The organism is Bacillus nitroreducens (genome assembly GCF_964021195.1).
Genome location: NZ_CAXHYI020000001.1, coordinates 465,149 through 483,535 on the forward strand (window position 1 = coordinate 465,149; position 18,387 = coordinate 483,535).

An 18,387-nucleotide genomic window follows, 5' to 3' on the forward strand; every position below is an offset into this window, starting at 1 on the left:
TAAAAGGGGCACCAAAACTGGTTGCCCCTTCGTTCTATTTTTTCTCTAATAATTTTTCCATTTCAGTTAGGGTTGCTTCAAATACTTTACATGCTTCTTTGATTGGTTCTGCTGAGGTCATATCTACACCGGCATCTTTAAGTACTTCAATTGGGTATTTAGAACTTCCCGCTTTTAAGAAATGATTGATATATCGATCAACTGCTGGCTTGCCTTCTTCTAAGATTTGTTTACTTAAGGCAGTCGCTGCACTATAGCCAGTTGCATACTGATACACATAATAATTATAGTAGAAATGCGGAATACGAGACCATTCCAAACCAATCTCTTCATCCACGACAATATTTGGTCCAAAATATTTCTTGTTGAGGTCATAATACATCTCTGTAAACAAGTCAGGAGTTAATGCCTCACCTTCTTGAGCTTTCAAATGAATCATATGTTCAAATTCTGCAAACATGGTTTGTCTGAAAACAGTACCTCTAAAACCTTCTAATTGATGATTCAATAGATACAATTTCTTTTGGTCGTCATCTATATTTTTTAATAAATAGTCTCCTAACAATGCCTCATTACAAGTTGACGCTACTTCTGCGACAAAGATGGAGTAGTTTCCATATGTGTATGGTTGATTGTTTCTTGTATAGTAACTATGAACGGAATGGCCAAATTCATGGGCCAATGTAAAGAGATTGTTCACATTATCCTGCCAGTTCATCAAGATATATGGATTGGTTCCATATGTTCCAGAAGAATAGGCCCCGCTTCGCTTCCCTTTATTCTCATGGATATCCACCCATCGATTCTCAAAACCTTCTCTTAGTACACCCAAATAATCTTCTCCAAGTGGAGCAAGCCCCTTTAGGATGTACTCTTTTGCCTCCTCATAGGAAACCTCCATCTTCACGTCTTTTACAAGAGGCGTATAGAGGTCATACATGTGGAGCTCATCCACACCTAACACCTTTTTACGAAGATCTACATAGCGATGTAAAAGTGGCAGATTATCGTGAATGGTATTGATCAAATTATCATAAACAGTTTCAGGAATATTATTGCTGCTTAATGCTGCCGCACGAGCTGATTTATAATTACGAACACGGGCATTAAAGTTATCTTTCTTAACGGTTCCACTCAATGTACTTCCAAATGTGTTCTTAAATTTCCCATATGTATCATACACAGCTTTAAATGCATCCTCACGTACACGACGGTCTGAGCTTTCTAGGAAGCGAATATAACGACCATGTGTAACTTCAACCTCTTCCCCATTCTCATCCTTAATCGTTGGGAATGTTAAATCTGCATTATTCAGCATTCCAAAAGTATTGCTAGAAGAATCCATTACTTCATATGCTTGTGCCAGCAATGCCTCTTCCTTAGCAGAAAGAACATGCGGACGCTCACGATTAATATCATGTAATGCATGCTCGTACACTTTCAATTCTTCTTTTTCAGCTACAAAGGATTTGATCTTTTCTTCATCTATAGAAAGAATTTCTGGAACAATAAATGAAAGAGCACTACCTACCTGTGTATATAGATTTGTTGCTCTGTCGTATAATCCTTGATAATAGGAATTTGAAGTATCTTGATCATTACGCATGTGTGCATATGTATAAAGTTTCCCCATTCTTAAAGAAATCGCATCTTGATAGGCTAGAGCTTCATATAGCTTGTCCGCGGATTCACCTAGACTCCCCTGAAAGTTTTGAATTTCGGGTATCAACTCTTTTACTTCTTTAAATTCCTTTTCCCAATCTTCATCTGTAGCAAAAATATCTTCTAATTTCCACGTGTCTTGCTCAGGAATTTCATCTCGATTCGGAAGCTTCTTTACGGTTGATTGTTTCGTCATTCTATATACCTCCTATTTCCTATTCACATAAAAGTATTCGATACTGTCGGATGTATCTCCTTTTTTTATCATAAAAAGTTTATGCTCAATGAATTCAGTTCTATCCCATATTATGTTGTACAAATCCATTTCCATCATGCCTTCCAACAGTTTCCAAGTATTTTTCTAAAAGTATTTTATCATTGGTATTTGCTTCTTCCATACTTTTAGGGAGTTGGAAGTCCTCTACTTTTTGATATTTCGTTTTAGTTAGTATTTTTAGCTTGCCCACGGATACTAAGAAAAGTAAATATTCTTCTACTGCAAGAGAGTATTGAGTATGAAAAACTAGCGGAAGGTACCTAATTGATATATCTTTTTCAGTGATTCGATTTGAGATGACCCGCATTATGTTTGAAAAAAAGAACGTATCTCCTACCTTAAGAGGAAGCAATAGATCAAGTAACAGCCATATTTGCCATATCATTGGAGCTGTCTGGAACCAATACCCTGAATGGACAGGTATTCCAACTTCTACAGGTAGAAGAGCTGGCGGAATTCGTTTTTCATATAAGGTCGTTAATAATGAAGCTAACTGAGGGGATGAATGCATAGAATAGCGAACTCTCCAATTATATTTTTTGCTTACCCACAATGAAAGTAATGGGAATGTAGATTGGTTTGGAGCTAATAACATCGGAAAGGACAGCACATGTTCTTTATAAAAATGAATGGAACAAAAGGCTTCCGTAGATGTGAATGGTAGTAAATTGGAGAGCTTTACAAATGTAGAGGTATCTGGGCAGTAATACAAAATACTAGGTCGAATCGGTTGATTGAAAGATGTAGCAAAAAGCCACTGAAAGGATGAGAGCTTAACAGAATGAGTCGACAATCGTTTAAACCATTTGGCACCCAAAATCCAAATGGGTACGATTCCTTCATTCCTATATGAATCTGTTCTTTTCTTAAATAAGGGGTAATCAATCCCTGAACATTGGTACTCAATCGCGTACCGTTTTCCATGAGTATTGACTAAGAGATCTGGTCGTTGTGAGATTTCGGGTAAAAATGGCTCAAGCTTTACATCATAACCTTGAGCTTGAAACCACTGGAACAACTGTTTCTTACCCTCGAGGTGATATTCTGACTCAGGTTCGGTTTTAATAACTGCGCATTCTGCTCCTTTTAAGTGTGCGAAATGATGAGTTTTCTTCATTCCCGCTTTTAACTGAACTTTTTTTCGACATGCTGGACAAAGAAAGGTTTCTTGGTTACGAAGCTCAAGTAAATCTGAGCGCTTCCATTTTTCCACTAGTGAAATATATTCTCCATTTTCACGTAATGCAACAAACACTCATGTCATCTCCTTTTTATCTGATGGACTGCCCCTTAAAAATAGCATAGATGACAGAGTTGTACAATTTAAAAATTTTGAACTTTTTAAATCAAATGCGTAAGCGCTTGGATGTGAAACAATGACGAATTGTCACGTCCTGTGGTAATCGTAGATGCCTTTTATCATCTACCTCAACCAACTAGCTCTTGTAGGCATACGGAAAGCATGCGTTTTCTAACTAACATAAAAAAAGCCGATTCCATCTTAATGAAATCGACCTTTACTTATAGTGAAAAGTATTTAACCATTTCTTCTAGTGCATTTTCATTCATGAGCTTCTTACCGTATTCTTCAATCCTGTGAATCGATAAGGCAGACTCGCTACCATACTCTAGGACAATGCTAAGCATATCTTCCAGTTCATCTTCAGTGTAAATTTCCTCATTAAACTCAATAAATAAATAGTACTTATTCTCGAATGAGTATAAGGAATTACGTAATCCCTCAAGTTGGTTTCGATGTGCAAGAGAAATTATATCCTCGAAATCATTAAAACGGATTAAAAATTGAAAGTTTTCTTCCTCAAATTGTTCTACAAAATCATTATCCTCGTATTTGGTATGGAATTGTTGGTCGAGTAATGATTCAATCTTTTCATCAACAGGGATTTTATCCCCATCAACAGGAAGCTCATATTTATTTCCGTCTTTTGAAAGCTGTGCACGTGTTACAAGAACCTCTAACCCTTTTTCTAGGGCCTGGACTTGGATCCATAGTGGACCATCAATCGTGAATTCTTCTTCTTGATGAATTTCATCCATCATCTCCCAGAAGAGCTCTTCACTTCGCTCCCGATTATACCAAATTTCCTCGCGTTCAAACCCACGTTGCTCTATGTCATTATATGATATATAAAATTTTACAGTATGTTCGTTGATACGTTCGATTTCCATTACAGAACCTCTCCCTTCTTGCTCATTTTTTGAAGGGACGTTATACCCCCGAGCCAGATGCTCTTTCCTTCACTTTTCCCATAATAGCTGAAGAATAACCTAGTACATTTAAAAAAGGTCTATATCTTGTACTTATTATTTTATGTTAAAAGCAATGAGAATGGAAATAAAAAAGGCTAATTTTTGAAAAACAGTTATATTGCCTAACTAACTGGTTAAGTCCTATCGGAGTATGTACCATTATAATACGAAACACAAAAGAAAACGAGGGAAAAGTCTTAAAAAATAAAAAAACTTCTACAGATATACATGTAGAAGTTTTCTTGATGTTAATTAACTAGACGTTGTGCTTCTTTTAATTGGAAGGTACGAACTTTTCGAGGTAAGAACCTACGAATTTCGTCCTCATTATACCCAACCTGGAGTCTCTTCTCATCGATGATAATTGGTCGACGTAGAAGCCCAGGATTTCCTTGGATTAATTTGTACAAATCTTGAAGTGGCATTGTCTCAAGATTTACATTTAATTTTTGGAATACCTTAGAACGAGTTGAAATGATTTCATCTGTTCCGTCTTCCGTCATACGTAAAATTTCTTTGATCTCTTCGATTGAAAGAGTATCGGAAATGATGTTTCTTTCTTGATACGGGATTTGATTTTCTTCTAACCATGACTTTGCTTTTCGGCATGAAGTACAGCTAGGAGAAGTATAAAGAGTAACCATTAACCTTATCACTCCCTTAAAAAGTAGATTATTACTTAACAATCAGCATGATTGGTCATGGATGTTTATCATATGATTAAATTATAATTAATTTAATTAAGTAATCTCTTTAAATATTATACCTTAAATTTTCAGAGAAAGATAGACAATTTTAAAGAAAACTTTAGATACTTGATAACCTTGATTCATCAATAGTTCTAAATAAAAAAGCAATAGGAATAGATAACTCCTACTGCTAGAAAAATTACACGTCTCTTAAGATATCTCGATTATCATTATTATTGTTAAATGATAATACCTGATTTACATCCTGGTAAGATTCTCCATAAAATTCTTTATCCTTATAAGTGTGAATCTCGTCATAGGTTTGTTTCATTGCTTCATAAACAAGTTCTTCCGATTCGTTTGTTGGCGACCAATACAAGATCTCCATTGGATTTACCTCATTTGTTGCTAATGATTTGCGTCTATACCCTATAGAAGTTGCATGTTCAAACCCTTCCCGCTTATAGAACCTGAGCCTTTTTTCAGTGTCTGAATCCTCATAGTTGACTGGTTCTACCTCAAGAATAATCGGTTTTCCTTTTTTCTTAAGTTTTTCGATGAGTTTGTGACCTAGTCCTTGACCACGTGACTCTGTTGATACATAAAGATAATCAATAAAAATAAAATGCTCAAGTTCAACATACATGAGGACATGGTGCGGCCCTTCGTCTTTATGATAAATATCCCCTTTTTCTTGCAAAAGGGTTTCCATATGCTCTTTAGATTTCATTTCTTCAATCGGAAAATACTGATTTAGTTTCTCATACCAGTTCATACATCTGCTCCCTTGTACTTTTTGAACACCCATTTGTGTATGCTTTTATTATTTCTTAATTTTTCACTTTTATTAAAGGGACAGTTCGAATACAATAGAATTAAAGAAGGCGTTTTCATTAAGGAGGGTATACATGACGAGCTACATAACGGATTTAGCACTTATTGCAATTCTAGTCATTGGTATTACTGCTTTGATGGGTGTTATGGCAAATGGTATTGGCGAAAGAGTTTTTGGAGGCAAAACGGGTTCTCATATTGTAAAAAATGATTTAAATGTAAAAGCTGGTTGGAAGAACGTAGGTGGACGGAAAAAATAATAATAAAGGCTGGTCTAGGTTGATTCAGACCAGCCTTTAGTGATTTAAGGTGTGTAGTCCACACCTTTTGTATAATTATTTGCAGCATTCCATAATAAAAATTCATTGATGCCTTGGTCTTGTAATCCTTTGATTTGTGCTTCGATTTCAGCTACTCCGTACACGGTGTAATTTCCTTTGCCCAGCCAACTGGCTGTAAAGTCTTGTAACCACGGCCTTGAAATCGGTCTGTTTTTGAGTTGATTTAGTTTATGATTTTCCACTTTTGCATACTCCGAAACCAATCGATATGGCTCTAAATCAGGGTTGGGGATCCCAAAGTATGATGTCCAGTGACTTGGGTAAATCATCGAAGAAATGACATCAACATGCTCGGAAATCTTTGAAAAGTTTTGCCCAATTCCAGGCGCCTCTGGTAATGTAGCAGTATAGCCAAAGATATCAACCGATACCTTTACATTATATGGCTCTAATTTTCCTTTTGCATAGGCGACGAAATCTGTAACAGCAGCTACACGTTTTTGTACATTATCCAGATCTATTTTTTCATACTCCCCCATCCCATAGGTTAATGAACGATCCCGTCTTTCGAATCCTTCAGGAAATCGAACATAGTCAAATTGAATTTCTTGGAAACCAAGTTTTGCGGCTTCAATCGCAATCCCTACATTATGATCCCAAACTTCTTTTAAGAATGGATTTACAAATGCTTCTCCTCGGCCGTTCTTCCAGACATTTTCACCGTCTTTAAATGACAGATCAGGTCTTTTTTCAGCTAATACAGTATCTTTAAAAACAACTACCCTTGCAATGGGATAAATTTGCTTTTCCTCTAATTGTTTGAGCATGGCTGAAGGATTTTTGATATAGTCCTTACTAATTTCTTGATAGTTCGAATTTTGCGGTGGGACGTATGTTAAATACCCAAAGTCATCTTTCACATCAATTACCATTGAATTCAAGTCACTGCTCTCAATTAGTTGAACAAGTTGAGAAAAACGATCACCACCGGCAGAATGAGCGGTTACGTAAATTCCTCTGATTGCATCTGGATATTCAAATTGTAGGCCAGAATTAAATTCAAACCGTGTTACATGTTCGGGAATTGCTTTTTCAGACATCACGATTTTACTTTTGGGATGAGGATTCATGGAGAGCACCTTACTCTCCGCAAAACCTGTTTCATTCACGCTAATAAATAAAAGCACTGTTGCTAGATACATCAGCATGTTTTTCATTGTATTCCCCCTTCCTCTCTATTGTCATTCTAGTTCATTTTTCAGGAAATCCTATAAAATAAAAATTTTCTCGAATAAAGTTTTGTCCCCTTATAAGTATAGTCTTCTTAATAAGTGCGCTAGTATAACTGGTAATACCCTGAAAATGAATAAATTGCGCAAACGCCCATTGTCGATTTCATTCCCTCATCGTTAGTGCTTGTATATTCCTCTTGAGATGAATATACAGCAAGAAGCGTAAACTTTACCATATTTCACTATAATGAGACGTAAGATACTCAATGAAGATAAAAAATGCACAAGTGATAGAGAATCAAACAACAAATTTCGACAAAGCCAATATTTATCATATCCTAAAAATAAAAAGTGGGACAAGGTACATTTGTCCCACTAACTGTATTGTTCTTTATATTCTTTATATTCCTTTTCAGAACAAGCAACAAGATGACCTGGTCGAATTTCGCGTAGTGTTACTTCTTCATCCCTTGAATATCCATGTTCTCTCGGATCGTAGACCTTTCTCTTACGATTTCGCTCATAATCAGGATCTGGCAATGGTATGGCAGACAACAATGATTGGGTATACGGATGAATGGGGTTTTGATATAAATCATCTGCATTTGCAAGCTCAACAATTTTCCCGAAATACATGACTCCAATGCGGTCACTAATATACTTGACCATTGATAAATCATGGGCAATAAACAAATAGGTCAATCCTTTTTCTTTTTGAAGTTTTTTTAGTAAGTTTACAACCTGAGCTTGAATAGAAACATCTAATGCAGAAATAGGTTCATCCGCTATAATAAATTCTGGCTTTACTGCTAGTGCACGCGCGATGCCAATCCGTTGCCGTTGTCCTCCAGAAAATTCATGGGGATATCGATTTGCATGTTCACGGTTTAAGCCGACCGTCTCTAGAAGGGAATAAACCTGTTCCATTCTATCCTTATTATTTTTGGCAAGTCCATGGATATCAATGCCTTCCGCGATAATATCTGCTACTGTCATTCTAGGATTCAGAGAAGCATATGGATCTTGAAAAATCATTTGCATTTTTCGATTGAATTTTTTCAGTTCTTTTTTAGACTTTTTACCATGAACATCTTCTCCATTAAAAAGAACCTTGCCCCCCGTTGCATTGTACAAGCGTATGATGGTTCTCCCTGTCGTTGATTTCCCACAACCTGACTCTCCAACCAACCCAAGTGTCTCACCTTTATAAATATCAAACGTAATGCCATCCACGGCTTTCACCATGTTTGGTTTATCAACGTTAAAATATTGCTTCAAGTTAATGATTTCCACTAATTTTTGTTTTTCAGCCATTTCATTCATCATCCTTTCCTAAGCTTTTCGGATGAGAAGTTTTTCATGCGACGCTTTACTGCTTCTGGTGGATCCACTTTTGGTGCATCTGGGTGTAGTAACCAAGTTGCAGCATAATGTGTATCGGAAACTTTAAACATCGGTGGCTCCATTTCAAAATCAATTTTCATGGCATAATGATTACGTGGTGCAAATGCATCACCCTGTGGAGGATTCGTTAGGTCAGGTGGTGAACCCGGAATGGCCATTAGTTCTGTTTTTTCATCGCTATCTAGACTCGGCATGGACGATAAAAGTCCCCATGTATACGGATGTTTTGGGTTATAAAAAATTTCATCCACTGTTCCTGTTTCGATAATCTTGCCAGCATACATTACTGCCACCCTATCTGCTACATTTGCAACGACACCCAAATCATGAGTAATAAAGATAATGGCTGTCTCTAGTTTTTTTTGAAGTTCCTTCATTAATTCCAATATTTGTGCCTGAATCGTCACGTCTAAGGCTGTCGTTGGTTCATCTGCGATTAATAATTTCGGACTAGATGCTAAAGCAATGGCAATCATTGCACGCTGTCGCATTCCTCCACTAAATTCATGTGGATATTGATTGACTCTCTTTTCTGGGCTAGGAATCCCAACGAGTCTAAGTAACTCAATCGCACGATCCTTTGCATTTCCCTTTGACATATTTTGATGTTTAATCAAACCCTCCATAATTTGCATGCCAACCTTCATAGTTGGATTAAGCGAGGTCATCGGGTCCTGAAAGATCATGCCTATATCCTTCCCACGGATCTTCTCCATTTCCTTATCTGTCTTCGGGACAAGATCTTCCCCATCAAAAAGTATTTGCCCATTTGTAATTTTTCCAGGTGGCATGGGAATCAATTTCATAATCGTTTGTGAGGTTACACTTTTCCCTGACCCTGATTCTCCAACAATTGCTAATGTTTCACCTTTATATAAATCAAAATTGACACCACGGACTGCTTTTACCTCGCCTGCATAGGTTTGAAAAGAGACTTCAAGATCCTTCACTTCCAATAATTTTTCCATTTACTCACTCCCTTACTTGCGCAACCTTGGGTCTAATGCGTCTCGCATCCCATCGCCTATGACGTTAAATGCAAAGATGGTAATACAGATTAAGGTCGCTGGGAAAAACAAACGCCATGGGTAATATTCAAAAGCCGGCAATCCTTCCGAAGCCATTGTTCCCCAGCTGGCAAGCGGAACCTGAACACCTAAGCCAAGATAACTTAAAAATGATTCAGTAAAGATGGCGTTTGGTATTGTTAACGTCATCGTCACTAAAATAGGTCCCATTGAATTCGGAATCAAATGCTTAAACATAATTCTCTTCACATCAGCACCTAACGTTTGAGCCGCAAGTACATATTCCTGGTATTTCAACTGCAGTACTTGTCCTCTAACAATTCGAGCCATATTAATCCAACCTGTAATCGTCATCGCAAGAATCATCGTGCCTATCCCTTGTTCAAGAATAACCATTAGTAAAATAACTAAAAGCAAATAAGGAACTCCATATAAAATATCTGCTACTCTCATCATAAATTCATCGACTTTTCCGCCCATATAACCAGAGATACCGCCCCATAAAACACCGATGATAAGATCAATAACAGCAGCAGCCAGTCCAATAAATAAAGAGATTCTTGCACCTTCCCAAGTTCTTGTAAACACATCTCTACCTAATTCATCTGTTCCAAACCAATGAACGCTTGACGGAGCTTTGTTTGCATTCGCAAGATCTGTTGTACGATAATCAAATTCATTCATCATTGGACCAAATATGGCCATTAATACTAATAAAATTAATAGAACAACCCCTACTAACGCTAATTTATTTTTCTTAAATCTAGTAGTGACATCCTTCCAAAAAGATAAGCTAGGTTTTGAAATTTTTTCGGCTTCATTCTCATTTAAGGTTGCAGGTGTAAACAGTTCCTTTGGAATATTCTGCATATGTTACTCTCCTTTCTTCGCCCCAGATAGCTTGATGCGAGGATCAATAAATCCGTATAATATATCGACAAGGAGAACAGAAACCAAGAGTAAGATACTGTAAAAAACAGTGACTCCCATAATCACCGTGTAATCACGGTTTGTAATACTCGTTACAAATTCATCCCCTAATCCTGGAATTCCAAAGATTTTTTCAATTACAAAACTACCTGTTAATATACCAGCGGTTAAAGGACCCATGTAAGAAACTACGGGGAGCATCGCATTACGTATCGTATGCTTCACTGTAATTGCACCTTGGGCAAGTCCTTTAGCACGAGCTGTTTTTATGTAGTCATTGCTTAAGACTTCAAGCATACTTGAACGCGTTAATCGTGCGATAAATGCCATCGGTGAGGATGCTAGCGCAATGGCAGGCAGTATGGTATGCATGAAAGATTCCCACCTAGCAACTGGAAATATGTCTAATTTGATAGCAAATATATATTGTAAAACCGTTGCTAAAATAAAACTCGGAACAGATATTCCAAATACTGCAATGATCATAGCGGAATAATCCTGCCATTTATTATGATAAAGGGCTGCAATCACACCTAATCCAACACCAAATGCAATAGCAATGAGGATAGCCTCAATCCCTAAGAACAAAGAGATCGGAAACCCATTATTGATGATCTCATTCACTGTCATTGCTTTATATTTGAAAGATGGACCAAAATCCCATCTCGCCACGTCATATAAATAGTTAAAATACTGTTTATATAATGGTTGATCTAAACCATAATGGGCATTCAGCGCCGCTTCAATTTCTGGCGGTACATCCTTCTCACTCGTAAAAGGACCACCTGGAGCCGCTTGCATTAAGAAAAATGTGGCGGTTACAATCATAATCAGAGAAAATAGCATGTAAATGAGTCTCTTCATGATATATTTTGCCACTTCGTACACCTCCCAATTAGAAAAAGCGCAAGGCGTCCCAATTCCAGCTAAAAGCAAGCACTTCCTGCACATAGTGCTCCGAACCCAAGCCGTACGGGTATGGGCGAAAAGCACAAGATGAACGCTGACAGAAGGCGAAATTCCTTCAGTAGCGATTGGCTTGTAACCTCAAGCGGATGGCGCCTAGAGCTAGACATGCAAATAAGTCAGCATTTTATGCTTTCTTAGCTTTTCAAAAAGTAAGGTATATAGGAAAACTATATACCTTACTTTTTTTATTTTATGATTGCCTATTTCAACTTACTCAAAATAGGCCCACTTAAATTGAACATTTCCCAAAGGAGAAATAGCCACTCCTTTTAAGTTTTCATTTTGTATCCAGTTATTAGTGTAAAAATAAATCGGTGCAATTGGCATCGCATCAATGACAATCTGCTCTGCATCCTTTAACAACCCAAGTCTTTTTTCGTTATCAGTTTCAACTGCAGCTTGAGCAAGTAAATTATTAAATGTTTCACTCGTCCAACCTGTATCATTATTTCCTTCTGGTACTGTAAAAATCTCAAGGAAGTTAACTGGGTCATTAAAGTCAGCTAACCAGCCTGTACGACCTATCTGGAAGTTTCCTTGGTCAATATTATCAAGGTATACATTCCACTCAGCATTACTAAGCGTTACTTCCACACCTAAAGTCTTTCTCCACATATCCTGAACGGCTTGTGCTATCTTTTGATGCCCTTCAGAAGTATTAAAGGATAAGGCAATCTCTGGGAGTTCCGAAACATCAGATAGTCCCATTTCATCTAATGCTTTTTGTAAAAATTCTTTTGCTGCCTCCTCATCATTATCCTTGAAATAACCCTTCTCATTTTCCTTCAAGATTGTCGGAGGCACTAATGCCATCGCTGGAACTTGTCCGCCCTGCGTAATATTATCTACAATCGCTTGACGGTTAATTGCGTATGCAAAGGCTTTGCGAAGATTTTCATTTTGGAAAGGTTCTTTTTTGGTATTAAACTTATACCAATACGTCCCTGCTATCACACTCTCTTTAAGCGTTCCTTCCTTTTGTAAGGTAGGAATAACATCAGTTGGCAATGAGGATGTCGGTGCACCAGCCCAATCCAACTCACCTTTTTTAAAACTTTGGTATTCTGTATTAGGATCATTAATCATATCCATTGTGATTTTTTCTAGTTTTACAGTATCGGCATCCCAATAATCTTTATTTTTTTCAAGCGTAATGGTTGCCGATTTATCAGTAATGACAAAAGGACCATTTGAAACATAGGATTCGTCTACACGATTTGCCCAATCTGGATTGTCTTTTACAATTTTACTGTTTACAGGTAAGTACGTATAGAAAGCAGTCAACTCTAAGAAATAAGCAGTTGGATTTACAAGTTTTACTTCAAGAGTTTTATCATCAATTGCTTTAATCCCGACGTTTTCCATTTTATCGATCGTAATGTCAGGGGTGTTGTATGCTTCTTTTGCCCCTTCTACGTAATTATAGATTTGTGATGCATAATCTGATTGATTTCCAGGGACTAGAACCCATTTCCATGCGTATTCAAAATCATGAGCAGTTACTGGATCACCATTTGACCATTTTGCATCGCGAATCGTGAAGGTATAAGTTTTTCCATCCTCCGATACATCAATTTTTTCCGCCATTGCTTCTTCAGGTTCTCCATTTTTATTGATGCGAGTTAAACCTTCAAAAGCATGGATAAGAACTACCCCAGAAGTGGCATCAGTTGCTAAGCCTGGGTGTAATGTTGGAGGTTCAGAACTAATATTGATTCTAAGCTCTTGTTTTGGAGCTTTCCCTTCTCCACCGCCTTTTTCTTCGTTTCCATTATCAAACGTTCCACAGGCCGAAAGTGCAAGAGCACAAATGAGCAGTAGGCATAATCCCCACGATAATTTTTTCAAATAGATAACCTCCTAAATATGTAGTTTCCATTTCTTGTATCATCAAGATATACGCTACTTATGTTGTTTCAAAATGTACTATCTTATGCGTATCAGCCTATTCTGATTTTCCCATTTATTTTTCACTTCCATACTTGCATTTCAATCAGAAAGAATTATAATAAAACTAATATAAGTACGTGTTCATATAGGTGGATAAAAAGGACCAAGAAGTTCGAGGAAGCGTAGTTTTGAATAGCAGACGTGAGCAACTGCTATAGCACACAGGAAGGTTTTTTGCTTTTCCAAGCAGATAACCAACCTAACGAGCTTTCACAGGATGTGATGAATTCGACGTTCGACACAAGATGTGTCGGTAGGTAGTTGAATTTCCATAACCAATGTGTCATTTTCACCATTTGAACATCCTCTATACATAGGATGCTATGAAAAAGAGTAGTACATATGAAATCCATTTTGCAGAGAGTCTGTGGGCGGTGTAAACAGATAATGGGACATATGGAATGGACTTTGGAGCTTCTTTGCTGAAAAGATGCAGTAGGCAAGGACGTATTCCTTACGTTACAAGGACTTGAGAGATTTTATTCTTATGTGATTATACGTATGGATAAAATAACTAGGGTGGCAACGCGGTAACCATTCGTCCCTAACATTTATTTGTTAGGGATGAATGGTTTTTTATTTTGTCTTAACTACTCAATACTTCAACAGAAGTTTAATTAAAAAGGAGAGAATCAAAATGCAAACGATATTTTCAGGTATTCAGCCAAGTGGATCCGTAACTTTAGGAAATTATATTGGTGCAATGAAACAATTCATTGAACTACAAAATGAGTACAATTGCTTCTACTGTATTGTTGATCAACACGCAATTACTGTACCCCAAGACGCAATCGAACTACGTAAAAATATTCGAAGTTTAGCAGCACTCTATCTGGCAATCGGTCTTGATCCAGAAAAAGCAACATTATTTATCCAATCTGAAGTTCCTGCCCACGCTCAAGCAGGCTGGATGTTACAATGTGTTTCATATATTGGAGAACTCGAAAGAATGACTCAATTTAAGGATAAATCGCAAGGGAAAGAAGCAGTAGTGGCAGGTTTATTAACATACCCACCACTTATGGCAGGCGATATTCTTTTATACAATGCTGACCTAGTACCAGTTGGTGAAGACCAAAAGCAACATATCGAATTAACACGTGATTTAGCTGAACGATTTAACAAAAAGTACCGTGAAATCTTCACGATTCCAGATGCAAGAATTCCAAAAGAAGGCGCAAGAATTATGTCTTTACAAGAACCAACAAAGAAAATGAGTAAATCTGACCCGAATCCTAAATCCTATATCGCGTTACTAGATGACCCAAAACAAATAGAGAAAAAAATTAAAAGCGCAGTAACTGATTCCGAGGGGATTGTAAAGTTTGATAAGGAAAATAAACCTGGAATATCAAATCTTATGACAATCTATTCTACGTTCAGCCACAAAACGTTGGAAGAGATTGAAGCAGAATACGAAGGAAAGGGTTATGGAGTATTTAAAGCAGATCTTGCAGAAATTGTACTCAATGAAATTCGTCCAATCCAGGAACGATATTATGAAATTCTTAACTCACCAAAATTAGATGAGATCTTAGATGCTGGTGCTGAAAAAGCGAATAAAGTTGCAAGCAAAACGATTAAAAAAATGGAAAGTGCAATGGGACTAGGAAGAAAGAGAAAATAATAAAATGAAAAACTGGCCTTATTACTAGTAGTAGAAGACTCTAGAATTTTCGCATACGTGTTCACAAATTCTTACGTATGTGTGTGGTTACAAAGTATCCAGCGGAAAGTTTTTTCTAGAATGAGCCTACGACTATGTTCCCAGACTGCCCGCTTAAATATAAGTGAAGCAATAAAAATTACAACTAAATCTAAAAAACAAGGGCTATCCTCAAAAGTCACTTTTCTATGACTTATCGGATAGCCCTTGTTTACTAAACTTTTGATTCATGTTCAATTTCCCAAAGCTTTTCAAAAAATGGTTGACCTTTAATTAGGTTTTCACAAAGTTGAACATGTTTGCTTGTCCAACCACTTCTCGTTTCTTCATAGAGGTTTTGCCAAATTTCATCAAACTGCATATCTTGAATTTCTTGGTATCTTGAAGGATTCCATTCCGTATACCAATATCTTATCTCTGCCACATTTTTAGTTGATGCTAATTGGTCTAACGCCATAAACAAGAGTTGTTTAAGTTGTCTCTCTTTTCGAGTCAGACCTGCCATTTCAACTGGTGAAGGAGATAAAATGTGGTGTTCCTTTTCCATGACCTCTTTACTGTCAAAAGAATAAGGAATTGCTTCTTGGCCATTCACCATCTCATAAACAAGCTGTTCCTGTCTAGGAATTAACCTACTCTTCCGAATTGGGATATTGTAACCGATTGTATCTACTGCAAGTATTCCTTGACCATCCGTTACAACAAAGCAATAATCTAGTTGAATTCGTTCATGGTTTTTGCGAACATACGCCTTTTGGTAAACATCCATTAGTAGTTGCTGTGGTAATTCCAATAAATCATTCTCAATGTAGTTAAACAAAGTCGACTCAATTTTTAGCAAAGGTACCTGGTCTAACAGTTCAACACTATCATCCTTGCGCCATTCATGGAAGTGGCAAACGTTGTAACCATTTTCTTCACCTTCAAACCAATTTACCCAAATATCATGAAGAAACAACATTTTCTACCCCTCACTTCAAAGCTGTTTTGTCAACAGTATAGGCAGAAGGAGAAAGTTTTATTCCAAAATATTCATGTATTGTTAGAAAATACTTTTATTTATTTATCAACACACCACTCTTCTAATCATTGCATAACAAAAGAAAAAAGCCAAGAATGGCATCTTGGCTTTTTATTCATTTACCTTTGGGTCTAACGCATCACGTAAACCGTCTCCAACAAAGTTAAAACATAGAACCGTTATCAAAATGAGAACACCTGGAAAAATTGGGTACCAAGGCGCTTGAATCATGATCGTTAAACTCTGTGCATCTTGAAGCATATTTCCCCAAGTAGGTGTTGGAGGATTTACACCAAGTCCTAAATAACTCAATGCCGCTTCTGTTAGGATAACTTGTCCAACTAATAAAGTTGCTGCAACAATAATTGGTCCCATTGCATTAGGTAAGATATGACTAAAAATAATCTTATACGACTTAGTTCCAATTGATTTTGAAGCTAATACAAACTCCCTTGAACGTAACGACAGGAATTCACCACGCACAAGACGTGCAGTCCCAGTCCAAGTCGTTAATGCAAAAACTAATACTAAATTCGTTACACTAGGCTTAAAAATTGTAACAACTGTAATTAGTAGAAAGAAACTAGGGATAGAAATAATCACGTCGACCAAGCGCATTAAAATGGCATCTATTATACCACCAAAATACCCAGCGATTGCCCCTACTGTTGTCCCGATAATAATTGCACCTAATACAGACGCTAGTGCAACAGTGAGTGACACCCTTCCTCCATATAATAGTCTTGTTAAAATATCACGTCCATACCGGTCAGTACCTAATAAGTACTCACTGCCAGGAGCTTTCAGTTTTTTAAGTAGATCAATATGGTCATATGCGTAAGGTGCAATAAGCGGTGCTGAATAGGAAGCAACAATAATCATCAGCAAGACAATTGCACCAACTACAGCAAGCTTATTTTTACGAAATTTCCTAAAAAATATTTTGGTTAACGTATCTGGTTTTTCCTTTAAGTTGGGGTTTAATTCAAGTTCATTTTGTGATGTATTTAGATTTAGCTGTGCCATCAGTTCCCCCCCTTAATACTCAATACGCGGATCAAAAATCGCGTATAAGATATCTGCAATTAAATTTCCAATAACAACAAACACTGCTGATAAAACCGTTAATGCCATTATTACTGGATAATCACGGTTAAATGCAGACTCGATAAATAATCTACCAAGTCCTGGCCAACTAAATACATTTTCAGTGATAGCTGCTCCGCCAATAAATGATGGAAGCATCAGTCCAAAGATTGTAATAATCGGGATCATTCCATTTCGAATTCCATGTTTGATTACTACCTTACCTTCTTTAAACCCTTTTGACCTAGCCGTACGGATATAATCCTGTTGCAGAACTTCAAGCATACTTGATCGTGTATATCTCGTTAGAGCTGCCATATCCGCCGTTGCTAATACAAATGCAGGTAAAATTAAATGATGCAATCGATCCCAAAGACTAAATGGTGCGTTCATTGTATGAGTACCACCTGTTGGAAACCATCCTAATTGTAGTGAAAAGATAATGATTAGAATGAGTCCAAACCAGAAATTCGGTGTTGCTACTCCTAAAAATGAAGTAACCGTGACCCCATAATCAAGTTTTGAATACGGTCGCATAGCAGAAAGGATTCCAAACGGTATCGCAATAATCATTGCTAGAATAGTAGAAACGAGCATCAACAGAACCGTATTTGGGAGTCGATTCAAAATCATCTCAGATACTGGTACACCTTGACGTAATAATGATGTTCCAAAATCCCCCTGTACCATGTTACCAACCCATCTTAAATATTGAATATGGACTGGATCATTGAGCCCGTATTTCTCTTCAAATTTTATTTTATTTTCAGGACTCATTGTTGGGTCCATAAGCATGGCTGTTGGTCCACCTGGAGCAGCTTGAATAATTGCAAAAGATATTATGGTAATTCCGAATAACAAGGGAATAGCCATCAACGTTCGTCGAATGATATATGAAACCATCATCTATTCTCCTTCTAATAGATTTTTATTTCAGTAGTAAATATTTTGTTGTAATTATAAAAAAGAGAAAGGATAAAGCTTGATAACAGTTTATAAGACTTACTTACATGGTAAGTAAGTCTTATAAACTGTGTTGCATATTGATTGCAAGAGGAATGCCACAAAGCCTACATTCCTCATTGCA

Annotated in this window: 16 protein-coding genes and 1 other annotated feature; of the genes, 2 read left to right on the forward strand and 14 right to left on the reverse strand. The window is 37.0% G+C overall.

What is annotated here, in order from left to right:
* Window positions 1-34: 34 nt before the first annotated feature.
* The 5 genes from pepF to ACWPVE_RS02310 form a co-directional block, all read right to left on the reverse strand.
* On the reverse strand, window positions 35-1,858 hold the full coding sequence (gene pepF, locus ACWPVE_RS02290) for an oligoendopeptidase F (RefSeq protein ID WP_453990447.1): 1,824 nt from the start codon (window positions 1,856-1,858) through the stop codon (window positions 35-37).
* Window positions 1,859-1,958: 100 nt separating this feature from the next.
* Complete coding sequence (locus ACWPVE_RS02295) at window positions 1,959-3,194, reverse strand: competence protein CoiA (protein WP_453990448.1); 1,236 nt, start codon at window positions 3,192-3,194, stop codon at window positions 1,959-1,961.
* A 266-nt stretch (window positions 3,195-3,460) separates the two neighbouring features.
* Entirely contained in the window at window positions 3,461-4,129 is a 669-nt protein-coding gene (mecA, locus tag ACWPVE_RS02300; protein ID WP_453990449.1) for an adaptor protein MecA, read from the reverse strand.
* 329 nt (window positions 4,130-4,458) lie between these two features.
* Window positions 4,459-4,854, reverse strand: a complete 396-nt coding sequence (gene spxA, locus ACWPVE_RS02305; protein WP_453990450.1) for a transcriptional regulator SpxA — start codon at window positions 4,852-4,854, stop codon at window positions 4,459-4,461.
* A 244-nt stretch (window positions 4,855-5,098) separates the two neighbouring features.
* A complete protein-coding gene (locus tag ACWPVE_RS02310; protein WP_453990451.1) occupies window positions 5,099-5,674 on the reverse strand; it encodes a GNAT family N-acetyltransferase in 576 nt (191 codons plus the stop codon).
* Between the two features lie 133 nt (window positions 5,675-5,807).
* Between ACWPVE_RS02310 and ACWPVE_RS02315 the strand changes: the two genes are divergently transcribed.
* Window positions 5,808-5,993, forward strand: coding sequence for a hypothetical protein (locus ACWPVE_RS02315; protein ID WP_453990452.1), 186 nt, complete (start codon window positions 5,808-5,810; stop codon window positions 5,991-5,993).
* Between the two features lie 44 nt (window positions 5,994-6,037).
* Here ACWPVE_RS02315 and ACWPVE_RS02320 read toward each other — a convergent pair whose 3' ends face one another.
* The 6 genes from ACWPVE_RS02320 to ACWPVE_RS02345 form a co-directional block, all read right to left on the reverse strand.
* Window positions 6,038-7,231, reverse strand: coding sequence for a putative glycoside hydrolase (locus tag ACWPVE_RS02320; protein ID WP_453990453.1), 1,194 nt, complete (start codon window positions 7,229-7,231; stop codon window positions 6,038-6,040).
* 390 nt (window positions 7,232-7,621) lie between these two features.
* A complete protein-coding gene (locus ACWPVE_RS02325) occupies window positions 7,622-8,560 on the reverse strand; it encodes an ABC transporter ATP-binding protein (protein ID WP_453990454.1) in 939 nt (312 codons plus the stop codon).
* Window positions 8,561-8,568: 8 nt separating this feature from the next.
* Complete coding sequence (locus ACWPVE_RS02330) at window positions 8,569-9,618, reverse strand: ABC transporter ATP-binding protein (RefSeq protein WP_453990455.1); 1,050 nt, start codon at window positions 9,616-9,618, stop codon at window positions 8,569-8,571.
* Between the two features lie 12 nt (window positions 9,619-9,630).
* Complete coding sequence (locus tag ACWPVE_RS02335; RefSeq protein ID WP_453990456.1) at window positions 9,631-10,548, reverse strand: ABC transporter permease; 918 nt, start codon at window positions 10,546-10,548, stop codon at window positions 9,631-9,633.
* Window positions 10,549-10,551: 3 nt separating this feature from the next.
* Window positions 10,552-11,487 (reverse strand): ABC transporter permease, encoded by a 936-nt coding sequence (locus tag ACWPVE_RS02340; protein ID WP_453990457.1) that lies wholly within the window; start codon window positions 11,485-11,487, stop codon window positions 10,552-10,554.
* A 300-nt stretch (window positions 11,488-11,787) separates the two neighbouring features.
* Window positions 11,788-13,425 (reverse strand): peptide ABC transporter substrate-binding protein, encoded by a 1,638-nt coding sequence (locus tag ACWPVE_RS02345; protein WP_453990458.1) that lies wholly within the window; start codon window positions 13,423-13,425, stop codon window positions 11,788-11,790.
* Between the two features lie 416 nt (window positions 13,426-13,841).
* Window positions 13,842-14,076 (forward strand) — a binding site (T-box leader).
* Window positions 14,077-14,164: 88 nt separating this feature from the next.
* On the opposite strand from ACWPVE_RS02345, the gene trpS reads away from it, so the two are divergent.
* Window positions 14,165-15,154 carry a tryptophan--tRNA ligase gene (trpS, locus tag ACWPVE_RS02350; RefSeq protein WP_453990459.1) on the forward strand — a complete coding sequence of 330 codons (990 nt, stop codon included), beginning with the start codon at window positions 14,165-14,167 and terminating at the stop codon, window positions 15,152-15,154.
* A gap of 253 nt (window positions 15,155-15,407) precedes the next feature.
* Here the strand turns inward: trpS and ACWPVE_RS02355 are convergent, their stop codons facing one another.
* The 3 genes from ACWPVE_RS02355 to ACWPVE_RS02365 all read right to left on the reverse strand — a co-directional run bounded on the left by ACWPVE_RS02355 (window position 15,408) and on the right by ACWPVE_RS02365 (window position 18,203).
* Complete coding sequence (locus ACWPVE_RS02355) at window positions 15,408-16,154, reverse strand: DUF3603 family protein (protein WP_453990460.1); 747 nt, start codon at window positions 16,152-16,154, stop codon at window positions 15,408-15,410.
* A 171-nt stretch (window positions 16,155-16,325) separates the two neighbouring features.
* Window positions 16,326-17,240, reverse strand: coding sequence for an oligopeptide ABC transporter permease (opp4C, locus tag ACWPVE_RS02360; protein ID WP_453990461.1), 915 nt, complete (start codon window positions 17,238-17,240; stop codon window positions 16,326-16,328).
* A gap of 12 nt (window positions 17,241-17,252) precedes the next feature.
* A complete protein-coding gene (locus tag ACWPVE_RS02365; protein ID WP_453990838.1) occupies window positions 17,253-18,203 on the reverse strand; it encodes an ABC transporter permease in 951 nt (316 codons plus the stop codon).
* Between the last annotated feature and the right edge of the window lie 184 nt (window positions 18,204-18,387).

What these genes read in the sequence shown, in the direction of transcription:
- ACWPVE_RS02325 (WP_453990454.1), bottom strand. Translation starts at nt 8,560, where the DNA reads ATGGCTGAAAAACAAAAATTAGTGGAAATCATTAACTTGAAGCAATAT.
- spxA (WP_453990450.1), bottom strand. Translation starts at nt 4,854, where the DNA reads ATGGTTACTCTTTATACTTCTCCTAGCTGTACTTCATGCCGAAAAGCA.
- ACWPVE_RS02315 (WP_453990452.1), top strand. Translation starts at nt 5,808, where the DNA reads ATGACGAGCTACATAACGGATTTAGCACTTATTGCAATTCTAGTCATT.
- opp4C (WP_453990461.1), bottom strand. Translation starts at nt 17,240, where the DNA reads ATGGCACAGCTAAATCTAAATACATCACAAAATGAACTTGAATTAAAC.
- ACWPVE_RS02355 (WP_453990460.1), bottom strand. Translation starts at nt 16,154, where the DNA reads ATGTTGTTTCTTCATGATATTTGGGTAAATTGGTTTGAAGGTGAAGAA.
- mecA (WP_453990449.1), bottom strand. Translation starts at nt 4,129, where the DNA reads ATGGAAATCGAACGTATCAACGAACATACTGTAAAATTTTATATATCA.
- ACWPVE_RS02320 (WP_453990453.1), bottom strand. Translation starts at nt 7,231, where the DNA reads ATGAAAAACATGCTGATGTATCTAGCAACAGTGCTTTTATTTATTAGC.
- trpS (WP_453990459.1), top strand. Translation starts at nt 14,165, where the DNA reads ATGCAAACGATATTTTCAGGTATTCAGCCAAGTGGATCCGTAACTTTA.
- ACWPVE_RS02330 (WP_453990455.1), bottom strand. Translation starts at nt 9,618, where the DNA reads ATGGAAAAATTATTGGAAGTGAAGGATCTTGAAGTCTCTTTTCAAACC.
- ACWPVE_RS02310 (WP_453990451.1), bottom strand. Translation starts at nt 5,674, where the DNA reads ATGAACTGGTATGAGAAACTAAATCAGTATTTTCCGATTGAAGAAATG.
- pepF (WP_453990447.1), bottom strand. Translation starts at nt 1,858, where the DNA reads ATGACGAAACAATCAACCGTAAAGAAGCTTCCGAATCGAGATGAAATT.
- ACWPVE_RS02365 (WP_453990838.1), bottom strand. Translation starts at nt 18,203, where the DNA reads ATGGTTTCATATATCATTCGACGAACGTTGATGGCTATTCCCTTGTTA.
- ACWPVE_RS02335 (WP_453990456.1), bottom strand. Translation starts at nt 10,548, where the DNA reads ATGCAGAATATTCCAAAGGAACTGTTTACACCTGCAACCTTAAATGAG.